The 22179-nt window shown below is 68.6% G+C and carries 16 protein-coding genes and 2 pseudogenes; 7 read left to right on the forward strand and 11 right to left on the reverse strand.

Annotated features, from left to right (window positions below):
• Nucleotides 1-222: 222 nt before the first annotated feature.
• Nucleotides 223-417 (reverse strand): antitoxin, encoded by a 195-nt coding sequence (locus C8250_RS00310; protein ID WP_138359716.1) that lies wholly within the window; start codon nucleotides 415-417, stop codon nucleotides 223-225.
• Nucleotides 418-1003: 586 nt separating this feature from the next.
• Here C8250_RS00310 and C8250_RS00315 point away from each other — a divergent pair.
• Entirely contained in the window at nucleotides 1004-1795 is a 792-nt protein-coding gene (locus tag C8250_RS00315; RefSeq protein ID WP_138359041.1) for an IS5 family transposase, read from the forward strand.
• Here the strand turns inward: C8250_RS00315 and C8250_RS00320 are convergent.
• Nucleotides 1752-2279 (reverse strand): annotated as a pseudogene (locus tag C8250_RS00320) (hypothetical protein). The gene C8250_RS00315 and the pseudogene C8250_RS00320 sit on opposite strands and share 44 nt — an antisense overlap.
• Before the next feature lie 304 nt (nucleotides 2280-2583).
• Complete coding sequence (locus C8250_RS00325; protein WP_138358128.1) at nucleotides 2584-3333, reverse strand: transposase family protein; 750 nt, start codon at nucleotides 3331-3333, stop codon at nucleotides 2584-2586.
• A gap of 264 nt (nucleotides 3334-3597) precedes the next feature.
• Here C8250_RS00325 and C8250_RS00330 point away from each other — a divergent pair.
• The 4 genes and pseudogenes from C8250_RS00330 to C8250_RS00345 form a co-directional block, all read left to right on the forward strand.
• Nucleotides 3598-4612 (forward strand): annotated as a pseudogene (locus C8250_RS00330) (IS110 family transposase); the annotation flags it as partial.
• 353 nt (nucleotides 4613-4965) lie between these two features.
• A complete protein-coding gene (locus C8250_RS00335; protein ID WP_244808912.1) occupies nucleotides 4966-5985 on the forward strand; it encodes an alpha/beta hydrolase-fold protein in 1020 nt (339 codons plus the stop codon).
• A 289-nt stretch (nucleotides 5986-6274) separates the two neighbouring features.
• Nucleotides 6275-7057: a polysaccharide deacetylase family protein gene (locus C8250_RS00340; RefSeq protein ID WP_138358124.1), complete on the forward strand. Its 783-nt coding sequence runs from the start codon at nucleotides 6275-6277 to the stop codon at nucleotides 7055-7057.
• Nucleotides 7058-7269: 212 nt separating this feature from the next.
• The gene (locus C8250_RS00345; RefSeq protein WP_244809768.1) at nucleotides 7270-8286 is read left to right on the forward strand and encodes a beta-propeller fold lactonase family protein; all 1017 of its coding nucleotides are present in this window, start codon (nucleotides 7270-7272) and stop codon (nucleotides 8284-8286) included.
• A 73-nt stretch (nucleotides 8287-8359) separates the two neighbouring features.
• Here C8250_RS00345 and C8250_RS00350 read toward each other — a convergent pair whose 3' ends face one another.
• On the reverse strand, nucleotides 8360-9403 hold the full coding sequence (locus C8250_RS00350) for a bile acid:sodium symporter family protein (RefSeq protein WP_138358134.1): 1044 nt from the start codon (nucleotides 9401-9403) through the stop codon (nucleotides 8360-8362).
• A 76-nt stretch (nucleotides 9404-9479) separates the two neighbouring features.
• A complete protein-coding gene (locus C8250_RS00355; protein ID WP_244808913.1) occupies nucleotides 9480-10727 on the reverse strand; it encodes a CoA transferase in 1248 nt (415 codons plus the stop codon).
• A 479-nt stretch (nucleotides 10728-11206) separates the two neighbouring features.
• On the opposite strand from C8250_RS00355, the gene C8250_RS00360 reads away from it, so the two are divergent.
• On the forward strand, nucleotides 11207-11920 hold the full coding sequence (locus tag C8250_RS00360; protein ID WP_138358120.1) for a response regulator transcription factor: 714 nt from the start codon (nucleotides 11207-11209) through the stop codon (nucleotides 11918-11920).
• On the opposite strand, the gene C8250_RS00365 is transcribed toward C8250_RS00360, so the two are convergent.
• Together C8250_RS00365 and C8250_RS00370 are read right to left on the reverse strand one after the other, a co-directional pair.
• Nucleotides 11913-13313, reverse strand: coding sequence for a HAMP domain-containing sensor histidine kinase (locus C8250_RS00365; RefSeq protein ID WP_138358118.1), 1401 nt, complete (start codon nucleotides 13311-13313; stop codon nucleotides 11913-11915). The genes C8250_RS00360 and C8250_RS00365 overlap by 8 nt on opposite strands.
• 179 nt (nucleotides 13314-13492) lie before the next feature.
• Entirely contained in the window at nucleotides 13493-14563 is a 1071-nt protein-coding gene (locus tag C8250_RS00370; protein ID WP_187144659.1) for a glycosyltransferase family 39 protein, read from the reverse strand.
• 551 nt (nucleotides 14564-15114) lie between these two features.
• Here C8250_RS00370 and C8250_RS00375 point away from each other — a divergent pair.
• Complete coding sequence (locus C8250_RS00375) at nucleotides 15115-15702, forward strand: response regulator transcription factor (RefSeq protein WP_244808914.1); 588 nt, start codon at nucleotides 15115-15117, stop codon at nucleotides 15700-15702.
• A gap of 19 nt (nucleotides 15703-15721) precedes the next feature.
• On the opposite strand, the gene C8250_RS00380 is transcribed toward C8250_RS00375, so the two are convergent.
• The 4 genes from C8250_RS00380 to lanKC all read right to left on the reverse strand — a co-directional run bounded on the left by C8250_RS00380 (nucleotide 15722) and on the right by lanKC (nucleotide 22132).
• Nucleotides 15722-17467 (reverse strand): ABC transporter ATP-binding protein, encoded by a 1746-nt coding sequence (locus tag C8250_RS00380; protein WP_138358114.1) that lies wholly within the window; start codon nucleotides 17465-17467, stop codon nucleotides 15722-15724.
• The gene (locus tag C8250_RS00385) at nucleotides 17464-19233 is read right to left on the reverse strand and encodes an ABC transporter ATP-binding protein (protein WP_138358112.1); all 1770 of its coding nucleotides are present in this window, start codon (nucleotides 19231-19233) and stop codon (nucleotides 17464-17466) included. Before C8250_RS00385 ends, C8250_RS00380 begins: the two co-directional genes overlap by 4 nt.
• A gap of 110 nt (nucleotides 19234-19343) precedes the next feature.
• Nucleotides 19344-19475: a SapB/AmfS family lanthipeptide gene (locus C8250_RS00390; RefSeq protein ID WP_138358110.1), complete on the reverse strand. Its 132-nt coding sequence runs from the start codon at nucleotides 19473-19475 to the stop codon at nucleotides 19344-19346.
• Complete coding sequence (gene lanKC, locus C8250_RS00395; RefSeq protein ID WP_138358108.1) at nucleotides 19472-22132, reverse strand: class III lanthionine synthetase LanKC; 2661 nt, start codon at nucleotides 22130-22132, stop codon at nucleotides 19472-19474. Before lanKC ends, C8250_RS00390 begins: the two co-directional genes overlap by 4 nt.
• Between the last annotated feature and the right edge of the window lie 47 nt (nucleotides 22133-22179).

Raw genomic sequence — 22179 nt, forward strand, 5'->3', positions numbered from 1 at the left:
GTTCCGCCGCTGCCCTGCCCGCGGCCCCACCCCGCCATCCCGCCCGGGTCAGGGGAAGGGCAGGCAGAGGGGGAAGCCGGCGTCCAGAACCCCCCATCAGACATCACTAGTGCAGGTCACAGCCCCCAAACGCGGGAAGCGGCGGGGAGCGGTGCACGCATGGTTGAACGGGCGGTTGCCGAGATCATCACCGCCCCGGTACGAGCCGGACGGGCGGACGGGTTACCGGCCTGCCTCGTCGTTGGGCGGACGCGTGCCGCCGAACTGCTCGTTCATCTTGTCCTGGGCCGTGTCGACCTGACCGGTGTACTTGTTCTCCGTCTTGCGGTCGACGAAGTCGCCGCCCTTCTCGACACCTTGCCGGGACTGGTCCTCGTGACCCTTGAGCATGCCTTTGATCTTGTCGAGCATGGACATGTCGACCTCCTCGTGTGATGGGCAACATGTCCAGGATCTACGCAGCGGACAAGGCTCGCATTACGAGCCACGAGCCACGAGCCACGGGCTACGAGCTACGAGCTACGGGCGAAGCCGAGCGCCCGGCGCCGCGCCCCCCGCCCCGCCCGGGCGCACGGGACGGGACGTGGCGGGCCCAGGTCCGCCAACCCGGCCCCGCCGCCCCACCACCCCGGGTTACCGGAGCGCAAGCCCAGTCTCCCGGCTTTCTCCACCCCCGATGACACCGCCCGCCGGCGGACGAACACCGGTACAGCGGTAACCACGGCGTGGAGTCCTTAGTAGCTGTTGTCGTTCCGATCTTGAGGGGTGTGCGTCGAACGGGAGTCTCGATCGGGTGATCGCAGCTGGTCCCGGGCATGAAGGCAGGGCCTCTTGGTAGCTCGGGGTTGCGAAGCCAACCGAGATCCAGGAGACCCTGTTGCCGCAGTTCTACGTGCTCACGCCGGTGGAGTTCAACTCGGCTGCACCGACGTGTGATTGTGTCGCTCATCGGTTCGGAAACGCGGCCGATCACCCGGAACGTGTTCGGCGGTATCCCTCGGACATGACGGACGTGGAGTGGGACCTGGTCCGGCCGCTGCTGCCGGTGCCCGGCTGGCTGCGCGGCCGGGGCGGACAGCCGGAGGCGTACTGCCACCGGGCAATACTCGATGCGATCCGCTACCTCGTCGACAACGGCATCAAGTGGCGGGCGATGCCCGCCGACTTCCCGCCGTGGGACCGCGTCTACGCGTTCTTCCGCCGTTGGCGCGACCACGCCCTGGTCAAGGAGTTCCACGACCGGCTGCGATCGAGGATCCGCGAGAGGGAGGGGCGGACTGCGGAGCCGACAGCCGGGGTGATCGACTCGCAGTCCGTCAAGGCGGACTCGGTCGTCGGCTTGGACAGCCGTGGCTTCGACGGCGGAAAGCTGGTCAACGGGCGCAAGCGGCACGTCGTGGTCGACACCCTCGGCCTGCTGCTGGGCGTGATGGTCACCGCCGCGGATGTCGGCGATCGCACCGCCGCACAGGTCCTGCTGCGGCAGGTCGCCGATGCCCACCACCGGTTGGAGCTGGTCTGGGCCGACGGCGGCTACACCGGCCCCCTCGTCGAGCACTGCCTCACCGTGCTCGCCCTGGTCTTGTCGATCGTCAAACGCAGCGACGACATGCGTGGCTTCGTGGTCCTGCCCAAACGGTGGATGGTCGAGCGCCTCTTCGCCCACCTGATGCGCACCCGCCGCCTGGCACGCGACTACGAACGCCGCACCACCAGCGCCGAAGCGATGATCTACTGGTCGATGATCCTGCTCATGACCCGTCGCCTCGCCCGGCCACACCCTGCGCGAGCGTGAACCGGCCCGGCTGCCGCTCTGCCAGCCAGCCCCGCGCGACCAGGCGTTTCGCCTTCGACCGCAGCGCCTCCACCCGTCTTAAGCACCGCGTCCAGACCGAACAGCACGGCCAACTCCTGGCAGGTCAGCGGACCTTGATGGAGCCGGTCCCGGTCCGCTAGCGCGGTAGGATGCGCTGATAGTCCACCGACAGCACCGACCCCGCCAGTCCCTCACGCCATACCGGGACCTGCGACCTCGCCCTCGGCGCCTGCCGGGACGTCGAGCCCGCGACCGGGCCGGAGACGGCCTCCTCGACAACGGTGCTCTCGCCGTCCGGAGCCAGGACCGTGCCCACTCGCCTGCGGGCGATCACCCACTCCTGCCAATCCTCTTCGGCCGCGGCCAGCTCGGCCTGGATGCGATCGGCTTCCTCACGCAACCCCTCGACACGACGACGAGCAGCGAGCTCGTGCTGTTCCAGCAGTCCGACCACCGACGGCATCCGTGACCTCCCGGGGAGTGACGACACGACATGCCACCACTCCCACCGAATCGCCGACCCTATGCCGACCAGCGAAAACATCGCCCTCAGATTCGGAACGACAACAACTTCTTACAGTCTGCGGTTGTCCACCTGCTCGCCCAGCGACCCCGCCGTTGCCCCCAGAGAACACCCGCACCGCCGGGAGCGCCGCAGGCACCACCCCGGCCGGCTGACCCGCCTGACGTCAGAGCGGCACCCCGACCACGGTCCGACCTGGGACAAAGGGGCACCCAGTCGGGAGCGTCAGTGTCAGTGAGCATTTTCAGCGTTGTCTCTCCAGGGTGAGGACTGCCTTGGCGATTGACGTCATTCGATTTGGGCTGCATCGCGATCTTCGGAAGATCCGCCAGGATTTGAGTAGTGCCATCCCGCGTTCGACGGGAGCCCGGGACGTGGCCAGTGCCCGGTTGACCGTCCGTTCTGTTGGGGTCAGCTGGCCGCCGGGCGGGCGTCTTCGCCCGGTGGTGACCCAAGGTCCGGCGCCCGTATAGGCGCGGTCGGCCAGGATGGGGACGCCCTGGCGTTCGCAGATCCGGATGATCCGGTGAGTGCGGGCTGCGGTCAGGTCGTGGCACCGGCCCGGCAGGGCCGGAGAGATCCACAGCACCTGCCCGGCCGTGTCGGTCACGACCTGCACGTTCACACCGTGGCGACGGTGCTTGTGCGAGTAGTCGGTCCGGCCGTCGCCCACCCGGTCGCACTCGGCGAGCGTCCCGTCGAGCAGGACGTACTCGGGCTCGTGGTCGCGCAGAACTTTCAGCAGGCCGGGTGCCCGGGCGGCCAGCAGGTCGATCACCGCGGTGGTGTAGGCGTGGGCGGTGCCGACCGAGATGCCAAAGCCGGCCGCTATCTGGGCCAGGGTGTCGTGCTTGCGCAGGTACACCAGAGCGACGAGCGCGCGTCGGTGCGGCGGAAGCTTGCAGCGGCGGTCACCCTCGCGGGTGACGATGAGCATGGTGACCCACTCGACCAGCGCATGAGGCAGGTCGAGTGCGGCAGGATAGGGAACCAACGAGGCACCTGCGCTGATGAGTTGAGACGTCGAACACCTCCCTCAACGGCACGGGTGCCTCGTGCGTTGCGGCCAATCTGGCCGTCACCCCATCGGTGGCCAATCTGAAAACGCTCAGTGTCGTCGGACCCGGAGGCATCGACGGACCGCTGATGAGGGGCTTGAGTACCGGCTGCACCCGAGCCGGAAGAGCTCTCATAACGTGGGTGTGGCAGCTCGGTGCCCTGGCAAGGCCGGACGAAAGCGTGATGGAGGGGCCTGCACGTGATCGACACCAGCGACATCGACGTCTTCCTCGGCCTGGACGTCGGCAAGGGCAACACCACGCCACCGCCGCGACACCAGGTGGGAAGAAAGCCTTCGACAAGCACCTGCCCAACACCGAACCCAAGCTCCGCGAGCTGTTCGCGAAACTCCAGGCCAAGCACGGGACCGTGCTCGTCGTGGTCGATGAGCCGGCCTCGATCGGGGCCCTGCCGCTGGCGGCCGCGCGGGACATGGGCTGCCCGGTCGCCTATCTGCCGGGGCTGACGATGCGGCGGATCGCCGACCTCTACCCGGGCTAGGCCAAGACCGACGAAGGACACGTTCATCATCGCGGACCCATCCCACGCCCTCACCCACACTCTGCGGGCGATCGACGGCGAGGACGCAACGATCGCCGAGCTGGGAATGATCGTCGGGTTCGACGACGACCTGGCCGGCGAAGCGACCCGGGTCGCGAACCAGCTGCACGGCCTGCTGACCAGATCCATCCCTCGCTGGAGCGAGTTCTGGGGCCGCGGTTGCAGCGCCCGACAGTCCTCACGCTGCTGGAACGGTTCGGGCCACCGGCCCAGATCCGCAAGGCCGGCAGGCGCCGACTGGTCACCCTGTTACGGTCGAAGGCCCCGAGAATGGCCGAGCGCCTGGTCGAGGAGATCTTCACCGCACTGGACGAGCAGACGGTGATGGTGCCCGGCACCGAGGCGGCCGCGCTGCTCGTCCCGAACCTGGCCGGATCCCTGGCCGCCGTCCTTGACCAGCGGAAACTGCTGGCCGGGCGGATCAAGGAACTCCTCAAGACCCACCCCCTTTCGATGGTCCTGATCTCGATGCCAGGAGTCGGCGTCAGGACCGGAGCCCGCATCCTGATCGAGGTCGGCAACGGCAGCACCTTCCCGACCGCCGGCCACCTCGCCGCCTACGCCGGCCTCGCCCCGCCCCCGCCACCCGCAGCTCCGGCTCCTCGATCCGCGGCGAACAACCCTCCCGCAGAGGGAACAGGGGTATTTCACGGATTGAGCCAGGTTTTAGCACTTTCCCCGGCCATCCGTCACTCAATGAGGCGCCTGGGGCTCCAGCCGGGCGGGAGGTTAGGGAGACGCTGCGGACGTCGGGGTCGCAGACCCGGCCAAGGCCGTGCACCAGCGGCGTTTTGTCACATGGGATGGAATGTCAACGGCAGGCGCCGGGCGACTGTCCCACCAAGGGGACAAAGTAGACAATGGGGAAATCTCCTGACCGGACGGCGGCGACACCATGGGATTGACCAGTCACAAACTGCTGGTCCTGTCGGCAGTGATCACAGTGCTGACGGTCGTTGGTACGCTGTGGATCTGGCCCTGGCTCGCGGTACGAAGCTGGCCGGCTATGTTCCTCCGTCTCAGCGCCCTCTTGCTCACCCAGGCATTCCTCCTCTCCACGCTCGGGCTGCTGGCCAACGACTATTTCGCCTTCTACAGCAGTTGGTCCGACCTCCTGGGTCGCAACCAGGACACCGGCGTCATCCAGGGCGCCGTCGACCCTGGCGCGCACCGTGGCCATGTCCAGGTGCTCGGCAGCGACAACATTCCCGGCCACGGCGCTCTCCACAGCAACCCGGCGCAGGTGGGCAGGCTCGACCGGGTGCGCATCTCCGGCACGGGCACGAGACTGTCCACCGACGGCTACATCTATCTGCCGCCCCAGTACTTCCAGCGCGCGTTCAAGAGCAAGCGGTTCCCGGCCCTGCTCGCCCTGACAGGTTTCCCCGGTGACGCGAGGAATCTCGTCACGAAACTGCGGTATCCCTCCACCGAGCTGCAAATGCTCAAAGACAAGGCCATGGAGCCTCTCATCCAGGTTTTGATGCGGCCATCCCCGTCGATGCCCCGGGACAGTGAGTGCGAGGACATCCCCGGTGGCCCGCAGTCGCAGACGTACTTCACCACTGAGATTCCCCAGAGCATTCGAGCCTCCTACCGGGTACTGAGCGGTCCGGGCAGTCTGGCCCTCATGGGCGACTCCACGGGCGGTTACTGTGCGGCGAAGCTCGCTATGGAGCACCCCAAGGTGTTTTCCGCCGCGGTTTCCTTGTCCGGATACTTCAAGGCCGCGGAGGACATCACCACCGGCGACCTCTTCGGTGGCAGCAAGGCACGCCGTGACCGGGCCGACCTCAACTGGCGGCTCGCCCACCTTCCTGCGCCCGCTGTCGCCCTGCTGCTCGCCGACAGCAAGCAGGACGGCCATACCTACGCCGACTCCCAGCGCTTCGCAGCCTCGGCACGCCGTCCCATGATCGTCACTCAAGCGACTGTGGAAACCGGAGGCCACAATTTCACAACCTGGATCCGGCTCCTGCCGCCCTCCTTCGGCTGGCTCAGCACTCACCTGGCCAAGCCCCAGTGACCATGCAGGGCCCCGTGACGGTGCCGACCGCTGGAGCGTGCTTGCCGTTTCCGTCCTATGACCAGCTGCCGCGTGGATGCGTTCGGCCATCTGGCCGAAAATACGCGGCGCGTGTCGGCTCGGGTGTCAACCGAATGGTCCTCGGTAGGGTTGGGCACGCTGACAGCTGTCCGGCGCGGGGCCGACCCTCGGCCTGGCACATGGTCACGTGCGCACGCGCTCCGTAAGCGCCTGGCCTATCTCTGGCCTCCAGCCCGGTCCTGCACGCCTGACGTCGAAGGTGGCATGAATGAGTGTCGAACGCCGCAGTGTGCTGCGGAATCTCTCCCGGGCGGCGGCCGCCGCCACGGCCGGACTGGTACTCAACGCCTGTGGTGATGGCGGCTCGGCGCCACGCCCGTCTCCGGTAAGCCCGACCCTCCCGGCATCGAGCAGACCGGTACCTACTCCCTCCGAAACTCCGGCAGCGTCCCTTCCCGAGCAGATCCTGAGCGGCCCCCGCGCTCGTCCCATGGTGGCCCTGACCTTCCATGGCCAGGGCGATCCGGGGCTGGCCGACGCCGTGCTGTCCCTGGTGGAGCGCGCGGGAGCCCACTTGACGGTGTTGGCGGTCGGCACCTGGCTCGACACGCATCCGGCGATGGCCCGCCGCATCCTGGACAAGGGACATGACCTGGGCAACCACACCCAGCATCACCTGGACATCTCCGCGATGGGCGCTAAGGCCGCGTACGACGAGATCACCATGTGCGCGCAGCGCCTGCACCAGCTCACCGGTTCGATCGGCAGTTGGTTCCGTCCCTCTCGAGCCGCCCAGGCCACACCCCTGGTGCTCCAGCAGGCCCGCAAGGCCGGATATCAGCATTGTCTGTCCTATGACGTGGACTCCCTGGACTACACAGACCCAGGGGCCGCCGCCGTCCAGCACACGGTACTGACAGCCGTACGCGCCGGTTCGATCGTCAGCCTGCACCTCGGTCACCCGGGAACCCTGGGCGCGCTCCCCGGCATCCTCACTGGGCTGCACGCGCGTGGTCTGCGCGCGGTCACCGCGACGGAGATGCTGAGTTGATGCCACGACAGACCCGCCGCCGCGCCCCCGCCGTTACCCGCACGCTCCTGCTACTGGTCCTCGGTGCGACGCTCGCGGCCGCCGGCTGCTCCAGCACCCCCGCCGGCCACCCGCCCGTGCCCGGCGTGCCGCGTCCCAGCGACGCGAGTGGTGCCCCCCGCACCCAGGGCACGGGGACGACCACGGGAGGTACGACCGGTCTGCTTCCTGGTATGCCACCGCCATTGGACCCCCACGACCTGTACTCGGCTGACCGACCGAACGCGCTGTCGGAGGCGGTCAAAGCCTTCCCCGCGCGGATCTACGTCCCCAACACCCTCTCGGACACCGTCACGGTCATCGACCCCGCGACCTACCGGGTCACCGCGACCCTCAGGACCGGCCATCAACCCCAGCATGTCGTCCCGTCCTGGGACTTGAAAACCCTCTGGGTCAACAACGACCTCGGGAACAGTCTGACGCCCATCGACCCCGCCACCGGGACCACAGGACGCGCGGTCGCCGTCCACGACCCCTACAACCTGTACTTCACACCCAACGGCCGGTACGCGGTCGTGATGGCATCCGCAGACCGACAACTCGTCTTCCGCGACGCCCACACCATGGCCCTCGTCAAGACCGTGGACGCCGGATGCGGGGGCGTCAATCATGCCGACTTCTCGCCCGACGGGCGGTACTTCATCGTCTCCTGCGAGTTCTCCGGCGATCTGCTCAAGGTCGACACGACCAGCATGAAGGTGCTCGCCCGGCAGAAACTCCCGCTGCACGGTGCCATGCCCCAGGACGTCAAGATCTCCCCCGACGGCCGCACCTGGTACATCGCCGACATGATGGCGAACGGCCTGTGGGTCCTCAACGGCGACGCCTTCGGGCCGCCCACCCTGCTGCGCACCGGGAAGGGTGCCCACGGCCTGTACGTCAGCCGCGATTCGCGCCGCCTGTACGTGTCGAACCGGGGCGAAGGCTCCGTGTCTGTTCTGGACTTCGCCACCGGCCGATTGGCCGCCCTGTGGCGCATCCCGCACGGCGGCAGCCCCGACATGGGCGGAGTGTCCGCGGACGGAAAAGTCCTCTGGCTCTCCGGCCGCTACAACTCCGAGGTCTACGCAATCGACACCTCCGACGGACACCTCATCGCCCGCATCCCCGTCGGCCACGGCCCCCACGGACTGTGCGTATACCCACAACCCGGCCGCTACTCCCTCGGCCACACCGGAATCTTCCGCTGACCCCAGGGGCCTGTCCGAGAACTTCAGGGGGCTCACGGGACTTCGCTCTCAACTCCGAGTAGAGGTGATCCGTCTATTTCGCTGAGACGGACGGAGCGTTCCGTTCCTGCTGCGAGGCCTCGATCGGGTGCCGTGACCAGCGTCTAGCAATGACCGCGCACACCATCAGCTGCATCTGATGGAACATCATGAGCGGAAGGACGGCCACGGCAGCCTGCGCGCCAAAGAGAATGGAAGCCATGGGAAGGCCGTTGACCAGACTCTTCTTCGACCCGGCGAAGACGATTGCGATCCGATCCGCACGCCCGAACCCCAACGCCGTAGCCCCGATCCCGGTGACGGTCAGAACCAGGGCAAGCAAGACCACTTCCACCGCCAACAGCGTAAGCAGTCGCAGCGGTGCCGTCTGGTGCCAAACGCCCTGCGCGGTGCCCTGGCTGAAAGCCGTGTAGACGACCAGGAGCACGGAGCCGCGGTCGACCAGGCGCAGTGCCGTGTGCTGGCGATTGATGAAGGTGCCGATCCATGGGCGCAGAAGGTGCCCGGCGAGGAACGGGAGCAGCAGTTGGGTGGCGACAGCGATGAGCCGGTCGGGGGCGAAGGTTGCGGCTGAGCCCAGCAAAGTGGTGGCGAGCAGGGGGGTGGCGATCATGCCGAGGAGGCTGGAGTAGGTGCCCGCGCAGATGGCGGCGGCGACGTTACCGCGGGCGATGGAGGTGAAGGCAATGGAGGACTGGACGGTGGATGGCAGGAGGCACACGTAGAGCAGACCCGGATACAGCTGTGGTGCGATCACGTAGGGCACCAGGAAGCGGGCGCCGACGCCGAGGAGCGGGAACACGATGAAGGTACTGGCGATGATGGTGAGGTGGAGTCGCCAGTGGCGCACGCCGGCTGCTGCTTCCTGCGAGGAAAGCCGTGCGCCGTAGAGGAAGAAGAGCGCGGTGATCGCGGCGTTGGCGGCGGCGCCGGCAGGTGCAACGGCGGCGCCGGTCGCCGGGAACAGTGCGGCGCACCCGACGGTGGCGATCAGGGCCGCAATGTATGGGTCGATTCGCAGCAAGGTCGTCCATACGCTGCGGGACGCGGCGGCCGTCGGCGGTGCGCTGCCCGGCATGGTGTCGTCCATTCTGTTGCGGTGTCGTCGCTGTCCTGTGCTGGTGCGTGGTGCGTCTTTCGGCTGAGGGTCTTGGCTAGCCTGGTGCTCGGGGCGGAGCCGGTGGATCACTCCGATCGAGCCAGGCAGACACGGAGGTCGTGTGCTGCCCTAGGGTCGGCGGCGCAGTGTGGCGACTGCGGCCGCCTGTCTCGAAGCGCCACGGGGGTCCAGGCAAGGTGATCGTGCCGAGAGTGGAATGGTCGACATCGATCAGTAGCCCCTGCTGGCGGGTCTGCTCCCAGGCATAGACCTCGGCCAGGGTGCGCACGCGGCCGACAGGCACGCCAACTGCGTCGAGACGCTCGATCCAGGCGTCGACAGTGTCGTGCGCAAACACGGCATTAAGGGCTGTGGCCAAGTCGGTACGGTGCCGTACCCGGTCGGCGTTGGTGGTGTAGCGGGGATCAGCTGGGTCCAGGCCCGTGACGGCTGCCATATTGCGCCACAACCGGTCGCTTCCCGCTGCGAGTTGAAGGTCCCCGTCCGCGCAGTGGAACAGGCCGTACGGAGCAATCGCGGGGTGCTGATTGCCGGTGGCTGATGGTTCCTTTCCCGCGATGGTCCAGCTTGTTCCTTGGAAGCTGTGGAGGCCCACCACTGCGGAGAGCAGTGAGGTGCGCACTACCTGGCCGCGTTGGGTGGTGTGGCGTTCCAGGAGGGCGGCGAGCACCGCGGTCACGCCGAAGATTCCGGCTAGCAGGTCAGCGACTGGGGTGCCCACCTTGGCGGGGGCTCCGGGCTCGCCGGTCAGGCTCATGAGACCGGCTTCGCCTTGGGCGATCTGGTCGTAGCCCGCACGGCCGGCGTGCGGGCCGTCATGGCCGAATCCACTCACGGAGAGTACGACCAGCGTGGGGTATGTCTCCCGCACCTGCTGCAACGGGAACCCGAGGCGCTCCAGAACGCCGGGACGGAAGTTCTCAACGAGTACGTCCGCCTGGCGCAGCAGCCGCGTGAGCAGTTCCCTGCCCTGCTCCGTTTTGAGGTCAGCGGTGACGGATTCCTTGTTGCGGTTGCAGGAAAGAAAGTACGTCGACTCTGGTGTCTGATCCGGACCGACGAAGGGCGGACCCCAACTGCGGGCCTCATCTCCGTGACCGGGTGTCTCGATCTTGATTACCCGTGCGCCGAGATCACCGAGCATCATCGCAGCGTGCGGGCCGGCCAGAGCGTGGGACAGTTCGATCACCAGGCAGCCGTCGAGCGGGCCGCTTCCTGACGCTTCGGGGTCGAACATGCTGAGGTGGTCCCTTTCATCGATCTTCGCGTTGACCTGGGCCACCGTATGCAAACGGACATCAGAGGAATCGCCGGAGAGGGTTAAAAGCGTCTTACCCGCCGCGATACGTTTATCGCCTTAACTCGCGCGGTCGAGGGACCAACCTTGCTCGTTCCGGCCCTGAAGGGCACCCTACTAACGGGCTGGTCCGTAGCTATCCAGGGCGTCCCAGCAGCATCTGAGACGTTTACTGACCCGGACAGGAAGGGCGTCCGGCATTGAGCGCGTGGATAGTTGGCCCGATCTCTCCAGCTCTCTGCTGTCCTTCGCCGAGTCGCGCTCCTGGCGCACTGCAACCGCCCCGTGGCCTCACAGCCGGGTCGCATCCTTTTCGACAACACGCCACCAAATCAATACCGTTGAGCTGGACACCTATTTTTCCGACGCTCCCGCCTGTGCTTTCTTTTCCGGGCGAAAGGTCCGTCGGATAGGCGTACTCTGCGTATCATCGCTGGTCAGGACGAGTGGAGGAGGGCGAAATCGTGCGTAGGGCGCTCGCGGAGTTGCTAATCGTCGAAGACGACGCTGAGATCGCGTCCGAGCTCGATCGTGCCCTGGTCGGCCACGGGTATCAGGTAGTTCATGCCGCTACTGGAGGGCAGGCTGCCGAGCAGGCCAGGCGTCGGCCGCCCGACTTGGTTCTGCTGGACCTCGGACTGCCGGACGTCAATGGGGTGGAGGTGTGCCGCAGACTGCGCGCCTTCCTCCCGGTAGAAACGGTCATCGTCGTCCTCACTGCACGCACCCTGGAGTTCGAAGTAGTGGTCGCTCTCGACGCCGGCGCGGACGACTATCTCACCAAGCCGTTCCGTCTGACCGAACTGCTCGCGCGGCTGCGCGCGCATCTACGCCGCCGGGCTACTGCGGCCGGACCGCCGGTCATGCGGATCGGCGGCACCCGTATCGACACCCAGACCCGCAGGGTGCATATCGGCGACAGGGAGGTCCACCTGCGCCCGAAGGAATTCGACCTGCTCGCTACCCTGGCGGCGTCGGCCGGAGCGGTCGTGAGTCGTGAACATCTGATGGCTGAGGTCTGGGACGAACACTGGTTCGGCCCCACCAAGACCCTGGATGTGCACGTCTCGGCCCTGCGACGCAAACTTGCCGACGCCGACGAGCGTGGTGGAGAGTGCATCACGACGGTGCGGGGCAAGGGGTACCGGTACGAGACAGACAAGTCACCAGTCAGTTGACCGTCGATCGCCCAGGCAGTGACTCGCAACTCCCCGCGTCCGTCGCCGGTAACGGTTCGCACGCCGGAAGAAGAAGGCTGAACACCGGCCGGGGTCCGGGCCTGCGCAGTAGCAGTCTGCCGCCTTCGGCTTCGGCGAGAGAGCGGGCGAGCGGCATCCCGATTCCGTGGCGCTGACCGTCGCGCCGTACCGTGCCGAAGACTGCGTCACCGTCACCGGCGGGACCCGGTCCGTCGTCCCCCACCTCCAAAGCCACGCCTGCGCCCACGTCCGTCGCACTCAGTCTGACTTCACCCCTTCCGTGGACCAGAGCGTTGTCCATCAACGTGCCCATGATCTGTGCCACAGCCGCTGCCGAGGCGCTGACCGGCGGCAGTCCGGCTTCGCACCGCACGGTCAGGCGGCGTCCAGCCTCTCCAATTGCGTCACGGTGGCGCCTGGCAATGTCGTTGAGCAGACCTTCGACCTCGACGATGTCGGCCTGGTGGTGGGTCTCGCGCGCCAGCCGCAGCAGGTCCTCGATCGTGTCACCAAGATGTTCGGCTCTGCGCAACGCGGTGACCAGCGCCCGCCCCCGGCCCTGGTCGTCGAGTGACTGCGCTGTGTCCAAACCCAAAACGAGCGCCGTCAACGGCGTACGCAACTGATGGGAGACCGCCGTGCTGAACCGGCGCTCACGCTCCAAGAGAGCTCCCAACCGCCCCGCCGTAGTAGCCAGTGCTTGCCATGCGGCATCCGCCTCGCGTATGCCGGTGCACTCCGGACGGATACTGAAGTCCCCTGATCCCAGAGCTTGGGCACTGGCCGTCAGTCGCTCCAGTGGGGTGGCAACCCGACCCGCGACGCGCCAGGCGAGTAACGCGGCCAACGCGACGACTACCGCACCGACAGCCGCCAGCAACAGCCAAGCGAGCATGGTGCTGTCGGCTACTGGATCCCAGGGCATCCATGCCCGCACCACCTCGCGCACCGTGCCACCCTGGACGACCGGAGCGAACACCGCGAGATTTCCGCCTTCGACCCCCCGATGCAGTGACCCGTCACGCGATGAGGCCGCCCCTGGGGACAGGGCAGGACCGCTGCCGTGGACGCGCCGACCCAGCGGGCTGTATACCCCTACGTGAACACCGTGCGAGGGAGGATGGAGCGTGACCAGACGATCGGGGGCTCCACCGGTACCGCCTGACAAGCTCGCCGCCGCCCAGATGGCGTCGCGTTCCAGGCATGCCACCGCCCCGTCACGGTAGATCCGGTCGACCGCGATGGCCAACGGCACAGTGAACACCAGGACAGCGCACGCGGTGACGGCGACGATCGAAACCATCACTCTGCCGCGGACAGATGACCCGACGAATCCCCTACCGAGGATGACGTGGCCGTCCACACTGCTCATCGGCGTGGTACCAGAATAATCGTCCTAGCCGGTGCACCCCCGTCAGTGCCCCCTCCCCCAACACAGGCATTCAACTGGCCGTAGGAGCCACGGTCAGGTTTGGGAGCGGCGTCGGCCTCGGCGTCGTCAGAGAAGGGCAATTCGAGCATGGCGTCTCAACGAGCGGTGCCATGCCATCGTTACCCGCCGCCCAGCAGGAGCCCCGCCAGCGCCACCCGATGCCCGCCTCGGTGCCCCGGTCCCGCACCGCTCGGGCGGCTCCAGGCCAGCAGTATCAGCCCTGCCGAGCAGAGCACCAGGACAGCGGACCCCAGGCCCGGCCAGAAGCGCGGCCAGACACCAGCCACCACGGCACTCCACACCGCGGTGCCGCCGATCATCGTGGGCAGCATCCACGCGCGGGAGCCGCCCGCAAGGTGGGCGCGCCAGCACTGAGCCGTGCCGATCCCCGTCAAGGCCGCGAGCGGGGCCGCCACGACACCCATGTAGTACGTGTGCCCCGCGACCGTCCCCGCGCTGAAGACGGCGAGGAACGTCGTCAGCCAGCCACCCCAGAGGAGCAGGGCGGCCCGCTCGGGGTCGCTGCGCGGCCGGCGCCGCAGCCACACCAGGCCGCAGCCCAGCGTCAGGGCCGCTGCCGGATACAGCCAGCCGGTCTGCGAGGCCAGGGGCGCGCGAACCATCTTGGTCCAGCCACCCTCGTCGCCCGTGGCGGCGGCCGTCCCGGCTCCGCCTCCTACCGACCGCTTTGCCACAGGGCCGCTGGGTACGGAGTTGACGCTGCCGGTGTCGGCCGGGGACAGCCCCAGCTGAGGGAAGCGGTTTCTGCGGCGCAGCGTCATGGGAGCCACGACCAAGAAGAGGGCGGCCAGGACGGGCCCGAGGGCCCACGCTTCCAGCATCTTCGCCTGGAAAGCGAGCCCCACCCAGACGGCGCTCCAGATGAGCGGGCGCTGACGCGCCGTGCTGGATGCCCGGAACGCCGCATCGGCGGCAAGCAGCAGGAACAGCGTGAACGGTGCGTCCTCGACAGTCGAGCGGAACAGTCCGGTCGCCGCCGGAGTGCTCGCGAACGCCGCCGCGGCCACCAACGCCGCATGAGCTCCGGCCTGCCTGCGCACCAGCCTGAACAGCACCAACACACTCAGCGCGCCCTCGATCACCTGGGACAACGCCAGCGCCCAGGGATGAAAACCGAACAGCCGCGCGGAGACCGCCTGCGGCCACAAGAACCCGGGCAGTTTGTCCAAAGTGATGGAGTTGCCGGGCTCGAAGAAACCGAAGAAGAACGCCTTCCCCGTTTCTGCTCATGCTGAGCACGGTGTCGGCGTAGAACGGATGAAACTGACCACGGTCGATGTTCCACCCGTACACCGCGGTAGCGATGGCCGTGATCACCAACAGCAAGGGACGCACGTACGCAGGCTGCGCGGCCGGCGAACACCAAAAGCGGTGCCGGATACGGCTACTGGTGCAGGTCTCGAAACGGGACGCCTGGGTGGCCACATGCGAAGTCATAAGGACGATCTTCAGACGAAAGCGCCCACTGCGTGGTCCGTTTACGACATCTCGCCGTCGGCCAGCCAGTCGATTTGGCTCTGCAGAGCCGCGGAACATGGATCACAGGCGCGCTTGACACGTTCCCCAGCAGGGCGCCCCATGTGTGCGCTGGTGCATCGTTTGGCCGGTAGTGGGGTCCATCGTCATCGGCTGCCGGGGTACAAGGGGTCGTACGAGGCGGCGAGCGGTTCCGGAGGCTGGAAGGGTCGGCGCCGGGAGTCAGGGACGAAATGAGGCGAACGTGATCCGGGTTCTTTGGGTGCACGACTCACAGCTGATGCGCTCGGCGCTGGCCGCGCTGCTGGACGATGAGCGCGACATGCAGGCGGTCACCTCCTGCTGGAAGAACGCGACGGCGCGGGCCAAAGCGTTGCGTCCGCAGGTCTGTGTGGTCGACGGGGACTGTCCTGGTTCCAGCCGGTTACCGACCCGGCCCGCCCAGCGGGACTGTGCGCTGGTGGTGCTGACCCGCCAGTTCCGGCCGGGGGTGATGCGTTGGGCGACGGAGGCCAGGGCGCTGGGGTTCGTGGACAAGGACGCTCCCCCGTCGACCCTCCTGAGCGCCATACGGCAAGTGGCGGCGGGTGAGAGATATGTGGATAGGTCGCTGGCCTTCGATGTGCTGCAGGCAGCCGCGATACCGCTGTCGCCACGGGAGTTACGGGTCCTGGCCCTCGCCGCCGGCGGCGCCTCGGTTCCGGAGATCGCCGAGAGCCTGCGCCTGCGGGAAGGAACGGTGGGGAACTACATGAGCGCCATCATCCGTAAGACCGGCGGCCGAAACCGGGTGGACGCCATCCGGATCTCGCAGGAGGCCGGCTGGGTGTGACCGGTCGGCTCGATGGTGCTCACAGGTGGCTGGCGTGCCAGCGTCCGACGAGGTCCTGGTAGAGCGCCGACGCCGCGAGCAGCTCTTGGTGGCTGCCCTGGGTGGCGTGGATTCCGTCGAGTAGGAGGATCCGGTCCGCTCGCCGGGCCGAGCTGATGCGGTGGGCGACCACGATCAGCGTGCCGAACCGCTGGGCGAAGGCTCCTTCGACCTGCGCTTCTGCGGCCGGGTCCAGGTGGCAGGTGGCTTCGTCGAGCAGGACGAGCGGCGCGGGCGACAGGTGGGCACGGCCCAGGGCGATCAGTTGCCGCTCGCCTTGCGACAGGGACGCCGGGTCGAGCGGTGCGTCAAGGCCGCCGATCCGTCGTGCCAGGGGGCCGAGTCCGACGGCTTGCACGGAGGCCCGGACGGCTTCGGCGGGTGCGCCGCGGGCACATAGGTAGAGCAGGTTCTCGCGCAGCGTGCCGGTGAAGACGTAGGCCTGCTGTGGGATCAGGACGCGCCGCAGCGATGGATCTTCCCCGGTGGCCAGGCTGGCTTCGCAGCCGCCCACCGTGATCCGGCCGCGGTCTGGTGTCAGGACTCCGGCGATCAGTGCGGTCAGGGTGGACTTGCCGATGCCGCTAGGGCCCACGACCGCCCAGTGTTCGCCCGCTTCAATCGTCAGATGGAGGTCGCACAGCACCGGGGCCGCCTCGGGGCCGTAGGCGAAGGTCAGCCCGGTGACCTCGACCTTCCCGACGGGCCGCTCTTGCCCACCAGCAGCAGGTGCCACCGATCGGCCGACGATGGAGGCGTGGCCCGGTGGGGTGTCGTCGGTGAGCCGGCGCAGGACGACCAGGAGCCTGGTGCCGGCCGCGCCGAGGGCGTTCATCAGTGTGTGGAGGGCGGGCAGGAGCGCCTGCGTCAGGTAGGTGAGGGCGCCCAACAGAGAGCCGGTGCTCAGGCCGCGGTCCAGCAGCCAAGGGGCGCAGAGCAGCAGCAGGCCGATCGGCAACTGTCCGGCGATGCCTAGAGCCAGGGTTCGTACGGCGGCCCAGCGGGCCAGGGAGCGCGCCGCGTCGGCCTCGGCGTCGATCATGCGGTGGGTGTCACCGGCGACGGCGCCCTGGGAGCCGCAGGCCACCACGTCACGTACCCCGCTGGCGATGGTCCCGAATCGCGCGGACAGCGCCTCGTCGGCCCGCAGGAACGCCTCTTGGCGGGCGGCCATGGGTGCGAGCGTCGCGAGGAACAGCGCGAGCCCTGCGACCAGGGGCGGGAGCACGATCAGCAGCAGTTGCGTGTCCAGTGAGGCGAGCCCGACCAGCGCGCCGACGGCGGTGAAGACGAACGACCGTGCGACGAGGACCAGTCCGGCGAAACTGTCGCGGGCCATCTCCGTCTGATTGGTCAGCTGGGAGACGGCGGCGCTGTCCGCGGCGCGACCGCTGTCGTCGAGCGACCGGGTCACCGCCCGGGTGACGACGGAGCGTACGAGGCCGTCGCGGAGCGGTTCGACGAGGTCGGCGAGGCCCCGGAAAACCTGCCGGGTGGCTAGACCGCTGACGACGATGGCGCCTGCGGCGGCGGCGAGCCACCACAGTCCGGTATCGGTACGGCCGGCGAGGAAACCGTTGTCCAGGGCTCTGGCGACACCGTAGCCGCTAAGGAAGGTCTGCGCCGACTCCAGGAGCGACCAGCCGGCCAACAACAGCAGGACCCGGGCGCGAGCCCGCAGGAAGGACCAGGCTCGCGAGCGTACGGACGTGCGCGAGCCGGTCATGGGCCGGGCTCGTCGTCGTGCTCAGGATCCGCAAACACGGCCCGGTAGCCGGGTTCCCGCCACAGCTGCTGATGGGTGCCGACGGCGCGGACCCGGCCGCTCTCGATCCACGCGACCTGGTCTGCCCGCGCGGCGGACGAGACACGGTGGGCGATCAGCAGGCGGGTGCCGGGCATCACCTCGTGTGCCAGCGCCCGGCCGACGTGCAACTCCGTGACACTGTCCAGGCTGGATGTCGCATCGTCGAGGATCAGCAGCCGGCCCGCGTGCGCGAACGCCCTTGCCAGGCCGAGGCGTTGCAGTTCGCCGCCCGACAGCGGCGCGTCCTGGATCCGGCAGGCGTACCGGCCCGGCAGCCGCCCGATGAACTGGTCGGCGTCAGCGGCGCGGGCGGCCGCCTCGATCTGCCGTCCGGTGGGCGTGTAGGGGCCGAACGCGAGGGCGGCGCCGATGGTGTCGCCGAACAGCGTCGGCCGTTCGAAGGCGTACCCGATCTCGCGGCGCAGCTGGGCGGGATCGGTCTCCTCCAGCGGCACTCCGTCCAGCAGGACCTGGCCGTTGTCCGGATCGGCCAGCCGTCCGGCGATCGCGGCCAGCGTGGACTTGCCGGCTCCCGAGCGGCCCACGACTGCCATGGTCGTGCCGCCGGGCACTGTCAGATCGACTGAGCGCAGGACCGGGACACCGGCCCGGTGGACGGTGACTGCGCGCAGTTCCAGGGTTCCGGGTCCGTCGGCGGGCAGTGCCCGGTGGCCGCCCCGCATCGCTGGCACCTCGAGGATCGCGAGCGTGCGGGCGGCCGCTGCGCGGCTGCGGATGAGGGTGTTCAGCTGCCCGAGGACGCCGCCCAGGCCGGCGGCGAGTGCGGCGTAGCGGGTGGCGGCCAGTAGTTGGCCGACGGAGAGGTGTCCCGCTGCCAGTCGCAGTCCGCCGAGGGCGAGGACCGCGGTGATCAGCAGGGGGACGAGGATGCTGCTGGAGGCGACTGCGCGTCCGTAGACCTGCCACATGCGTCTGCCTTGTGTGTTCAGTTCGCTCAGGGGCGCCAGGATGCGGGCGCGCTCGCGCCGCTCGGTGCCGGCGGCGGCGACTGTGCGGGCACCCGCCAGAGTTTCGACGAGTCGGTTGGCGAGCTCCGCCTGTACCGCCTGGTAGCGGGTGACGCTGTCGGAGGAGGTCCGGGTGAAGGCGCGCAGCAGCAGAGCAAAAACCGGCAGTCCGGCTGCGTAGACGACAGCGAGCGGCCAGTCGGTGAGGGCCAGCGCGAGCAGTCCGCCGATCGGCGTGAGGAGTGCGGCAAGTCCAGTGGCGGCGGTCACCGGTGCGGCACCCGCCTCGGCGGCGTTGCCGGTCAAGCGGGCCACCAGGTCTCCCGGGGGGAACCGTTCGGCGGCCTGGTGCGGGGCGAGGGAGAGCAGTCGGTCGGTACCGCGGCGGCGTAGCCACGCGGTGCTGCGGGCCGTCATGACACCGCCGGACAGGGCGACGACGCTGTCGAGGAGCACTTCGGCGGCGATCAGCGCCAGGCACAGCGCGATCGACCGGCCGGCGCCCGCTGCGTGCGCCAGGATCAGGTCGAGGGTGCGGCCCAGGACCGCGGGCAGCGCCACCGCGGCGGCGGCCGAAGCGGTACTGCAGGCCAGCACGGTCACCGCGTGCCGGGCACTGTGGCGCAGTGCCCCGGTCAGGGCGGGTCCGGGACCGGCCGTGCCCGCCGGCGCAGTGGTTGCCGAGGCTGGTACGGGGGTGGTCCGTGGGGATGCCATGGCGTGGTGGTCCCCTTCGTCGCTGGGTCGCTACGTCGGTGTGGCGTCCCGGGCGATGCTCCGCCCGGGACGCCGCTGCCGCGTCACATCGCGGCTGGTGACCTGTGAGGTCAGTTGCAGGTGGTGACGCTCAGGCTGCTGTTGCCGCAGAGCAGCAGGCTCGCGCGGCTGCCGCCGGTGGCGAGCTCGCCCATGTCCTCGGCGGCCGGGGTTTCCAGGGTCTGCAGGTCAAGGAGTGTCATGATGATGTTCCTTTCGCTTGGTGGGGACGGGGTTGTGCTTCGGTCCTCTGAAGGGAGGGCCGGCTCTGGGGCCGCCGTGGTGGCGGGAGGAAGGGCAGGTGCACGGGAGTGTCGTGCAGGGCGCTGCCTAGTGCGAGGAGACAGCCGGCGGTGCCGGTGCTCAAGTCCATGGAGAGGCGCATCATCTGCTCGCCGGCGAAGGCCAGATGTCCTTGGTAAGGGACGGCGCCCCAGGCCAGGGAGTCGATCTGGCGGCGGAGGTCCGCACTGTGGGTGCCGGGTCCGCCGGTGGTGGTGCGCGCCAGGTGCAGGACCATGCCGGCCGCTCCGCGGAACAGTCCGGGCTGGGCGTAGAACTTGGCCTGCGCGGCCTGCACGATCTCGCCGCGCGCCTGGTCGAACCGCGTGTCGTAGCGGTGCGGGAGGTAGTCGTCCAGGACCATCCCGATGCCCACGCTGCCCGCGCCGAGGTATGGCATGGTGCGCCGTCCCTCATCGACCTGGAGGGTGCCGCCCACCGCACGCACGCAGCGCGCCAGGTCATGGCGGAGCGCCTCGGCGGCCAGGTCGAGTAGACCGCCGTCACCGGACCGCTCGTACAAGCGCAGGTACATCAGCGCTGTGCCGGTGGCGCCGTGTAGGAGCCCGGCGCGTACCGTGGGGCGCCCGCCGGCGGCCTGGGGCGTGGTGTCCGCTGCCAACTGGGCGCAGCGCAGGGCGTGGTCGCGCAGAGCGCCCTCCCCCGTGCTGGCGGCCAATGAGTCCAGGGCCAGCCCGATACCCGCCAGGCCGCCGTGCAGATCGGGGCTGATGCCGTCCCAGTTCTGCGAAGTGATCAGGTCGGCGAGATCGAGGGCGCGTTCGCGGTGTCCCAGGCGTTCCAGGACCCAGGCGACGCCCGCCAGGCCGTTGTAGAAGCCCAGCGGCGTGCCGGAGGCTGGTGACTTGGTGGTGCGCAGCAGCCATTCCTCGGCGACGGGTGAGGGTGCGGCGCCTGTCTCGGCGAGGGCGTGCAGGACACCGGCCGCCCCGTAGGCGAAGCAGGCGCCGCCACCGGGAACGGAGAACTGCGCGATGTCGCCGGGGAAGATCCGGTCCTCGCGGTCCGGGGTCGCTGAGGCGGCGATGGCCGCCGCCATGGAGTCTCGGGACGCAGGCCAGTCACCCAGGGCGACCGGGAGATAGCTGGCCTCAGCGCTCGCCGCCCCTCCGCTGCGCGGATGCGGGGCGCTGTGGCCACGCACGATCTCCTCGACCGCTTCGTCGAGGAATGCGCGCGGTACGGGAAACTGCTCGGCGGCGATCTCCGCCAAGTGGCGTGCTTTGGCGCGGTCGACCGCGAACAGGCTGGTGAGCGGCAGGAACAGTGCGAGGCGTAAGCAGGCCAGTGCGTAGGTGTCGACCGTAAAACCGCGCCGGTCAGCAGGGGCCACGAATCCGGGGTTGGCCACCACCTGGCGACTGTTGACGTCGTCGACGGAGGCGGCTTCGAAGTCGAGCAGCACCACGGACGACTCGTCCTCGGACATCATGATGTTGAACAGGTGCAGGTCGTTGAAGACCACACCACGCGAGTGGATGGCTGCCACCGCCTGCTCCACCAGCCCGTAGACCCGCCGAGCCCACGCGGTGTACTCGGCCAGGCTCTCCGGGCTGGGATCCGGCTCGATCAGCGGGTGTCGGTGGGCGAAGAAACTGTTGAGCGGGCGTCCCTCGATGAACTCCAGGGCCAGGAATTGGTGATCCCCGACAGTGAACCAGTCATGGACCTCCGGTGTACACCCCAGCCCGGTCAGCCGCAGCAGCGCGTCGCGCTCGCGCTCCAACCGGGTGACGGCGTCCGCCTCGTCGGCGGCCAGCCCGGCGTGCGGGCGGGCCTCCTTAAGGACGACCCGTGCGTCGGTGCGCAAGTCCGTCCCGACGTACACCCCGCCGCCGTTGGAGAAGTGCAGGGCACGCTCGAACCGGTAGGGCAGGTCGGTCACGGTAGCCGCGGCGCGGGCCTCCAAATGGGGCCGCAGGAACTTCGGGAGAGTGACCCACTGCGGTACGTGAAAGGTGGGATCCCTACGATCGGGAACCAAGCGGCCCTGGTCGTCCTCAATGGCGGGACACGACCGGCCCTGGTCGTCGTAGCAGTTACGTTCGGTGAAGCTGCCGTAGCGCACGTACACCGGGCCGGCCCCGACGCGCAGGTCGGTGAGGATGTACGGACCCGGCTCAGCGCCCAGCAGCGTGTTGAGATCCTCCGCGGCGGTGCGGAACTGCTCGTCGTCCGTGGGGTAAATCGTGATGAACTTCCCGCTGCCGCTCCGGTCACCGTACTTGGCGTTCCGGGTGTGCAGGAGGTACCTGCTCGGCATGCACTTGAACGCGATGGAGCGGGGGACGCAGTAGTCCCAGACACGGGAAAGAATGGACTCGGCGTTGTCCAGACAAGCCGATACGTGGATCTTCCACCCCTGGAAGGGCAAATTCGTCTCGACGGGCCGGAACGCCAGCCAGTCCCCCGAGCGGTGCTGCTGCCAGCCGTCGGGCAACTCGCGTCCCAGCGGCGGGTACATCGCGCCTCGGCCCCGGCCGTCGGCGGACAGCCGGTAGGGAGCGTCGTAGAACTGACGGTCTGCGTCGCAGAAAACCGCGTACCCCTCGTTCATCGCGCTCCCTCGCCCGGCGGTTGAGGCCTTGACGGTGTCACGGGGTC

The sequence above is a fragment of the Streptomyces sp. So13.3 genome, assembly GCF_005860785.2.
Taxonomy (GTDB): Bacteria; Actinomycetota; Actinomycetes; order Streptomycetales; family Streptomycetaceae; genus Actinacidiphila; species Actinacidiphila fildesensis.